The organism is Stieleria sp., assembly GCF_041595215.1.
In the GTDB taxonomy this organism is placed as follows: domain Bacteria; phylum Planctomycetota; class Planctomycetia; order Pirellulales; family Pirellulaceae; genus Stieleria; species Stieleria magnilauensis.
Window position 1 is genome coordinate 1 of the sequence record NZ_JBFHKV010001172.1, and the last position, 2502, is coordinate 2502.

General features: G+C 58.0%; 1 protein-coding gene and 1 pseudogene. Both read left to right on the plus strand.

Features of this window, described 5'->3' with window-relative positions; all coding sequences use genetic code 11:
* Positions 1-409 precede the first annotated feature (409 nt).
* Entirely contained in the window at positions 410-1555 is a 1146-nt protein-coding gene (locus ABX749_RS29325; RefSeq protein WP_372899166.1) for a collagen binding domain-containing protein, read from the plus strand.
* Between the two features lie 272 nt (positions 1556-1827).
* Positions 1828-2502 (plus strand): annotated as a pseudogene (locus tag ABX749_RS29330) (hypothetical protein); the annotation flags it as partial.

Consider the following 2502-nt stretch of genomic DNA (forward strand, 5'->3'; position numbering starts at 1 on the left):
CTCCTTTCATCCGTGGGTTCGCGCTGCCATCCGTGGGTTCACTGGTAACCTCATCGCTCCGTCAGACAGCCTGTCGCGCTTTCCCGTGACCAGGGCACTCGTGGAGCTTCTTCGTGAAGTTTTGGGGTAGGGGAACACCTCGAAAAAGGCCGCGGGTGCGGGCCGGCACCGCGGATCTTGTGGGTTTTCATTGTGGAATGACCGCTCGCTGAATTGGATCCCCGACGGAAGCCCCTCTTGAGAGCATTTTTGATTCCTCTGATCGGGTTGCGAGTCGGGGTGTCCTAGCTCTCCTAAATTGCCAATTCGCCGTCAAGAGCGTTGAATTCCTCAATTGCTGCTCCTATAGTCTGATGCAGAGGTATGTTTTCCCTCTGCAACATCGCTCAAACTTGATTGGAATCTGGAAATGCAACGTTTGATCTGTTCCATCGCCACGTTAGCGCTGGTGTGTGCTTCTGGCTTTGCCTCCGCGGCGGATGTCGCCCAACAGCAATGGGTCCGCGTTTCGGAGAGCGGATCGGTCCAGGGACGCGTCATCGTCCCGCGCAGCGAAGGAATTGCTGCGGCACGGGGTGCGAAGGTCGTGTTGATCGACCAATTCGGCAAGCCGGCCGCTGCTGCAACCGAATCGGACAAGACGGGTCGGTTCACGCTGACCGACGTCAAACCGGGCGTTTACACGTTGATGATTCGCGGTGACGGCACCTTCGCCTGCTGTGCGATGCACATCGTTAGCAAAGAAGTCCCGATTAGCGAGCAATTTGAAATCGCTGCGGGTGCGGTTGAGTTCAGCGTCGTGCGAAACGCGATCCTGCGTTACATGCCGACCGGCCAAGCGAGCAAGGTCGAGTTCGATCCGAGCAACAACCCGATGGCCACCGATCGTGCCTTCACCGGAGAATCCGTCCGTCTGAGCCAATACGAAGGCGGATTGCGAGGCCGTTTGACGCGCGCCGGATTCACCGATAACCCCGGCGCCCAAGGCGCCAACGTGGTGATCTACCGCGACGGCATCGAAGTCGCCCGAACATTGACCGATGCCACGGGTTACTTTCAAGTCGCCGATCTGGCTCCGGGAAGTTACTCGGTCTTGGGGTCTGGAAAAGACGGTTTTGGGTTGATGGGCATCGAGCTTGTTAATCCGTTGATGGTGCAGACCGCACAAGGGACGACCGACGGCGACACCACCTTGGTCGCTCAAACCGAATCCAATTCAGACACCTTCATCATGCAAGTCGCTCCGGGGCCGATCACGGTCATCGAAGATCGATTGATTTCAGAGGAAGAAGTCGATGAGGGTGGTCTGCTGCTGCCCAATGGCGGATACGATCCCACTGCGATGAGTGGATCCTTCGGCGGTGGTGGCGGAGGCGGTGGCGGTGGTGGAGGCGGCATCGGTGGCGGTGGCAGTCTTCGAGGCATCGCAGTGCTGGGCGGAATCGGAGCCGCGATTGCGATCGGCGCCAGCGACGACGATTCGATTGATACCCCGCCGGTCATCAGCCCCTCGTTGCCGAATCAGATTCAACCACCGGTTGTTGTCAATCCGTAGGGTTGGCACCTCGCGAACTGGCCTGATTCAGCAGCCAGCTGCCAGGAAAGTTTACCGAATGATCAAAAAGCCGCGCGTGAATCACGTGCGGCTTTTTTCGTTCTCGATAAATACCGATTCAGACTGCCCGGGGATCTTTCGTCGCACTTTCCTGAAGGCAACAATAGGGTCCTTCAAGATTCACGCAGCAGAGTTCTCTGGAGCCGGTCACGTCACCGCCAGATGTAAACTCCCCCGCCTGTCCCTTCACCGCCCGCGAGACGACTAAACGAATGAGTGCCGCCCAGACTTCGATTCCCGAAGACGTCGCCAAGAGTGCTTCGGAAGCCAGAGATCGATTGAATGAACACACTCTCAAGATTGTGCATTGGCACTTTAGTGAGGAGACAGGAAGCCCGTTTTGGTTGGAAAAGAAGGCGGAACTGGGATTCGATCCCCTCACCGACATCAAGTCCTTTGACGATCTGAAGAAGTTTCCGCACTTTGAAGACGAATGGCTCCGTGGCGGTCCGATCCAGCGCTGGGTCCCCAAGGGGCATGCCGGAAAGCCGGTCTACGTGTTCGAAACCGGCGGCACGACGGGGGTTCCGAAAAGCCGGATGGTGATCGAAGATCACTGGAAAGACTACGAGTTGTTCAGCGATACCCTGCCGGACGAACATTTCCCGCCCGGTTCGAATTGGCTGATGCTCGGGCCCAGCGGTCCGCGGCGACTGCGGTTGGCCGTCGAGCACTTGGCTCAACATCGCGGCGGCATCTGCTTCTGCATCGACTTGGACCCCCGCTGGGTCGTCAAGCTGATCAAGAAAGGCTGGATGGAGCATCTGGAAGAGTACAAGAAGCACTGCATCGACCAAGCCGTCACCGTGCTGACCGCGGGACACGACATCAAGTGCATGTTCGCGACGCCAAAGTTGCTCGAATCGCTCGGCGAAGCCCTCGAAGAC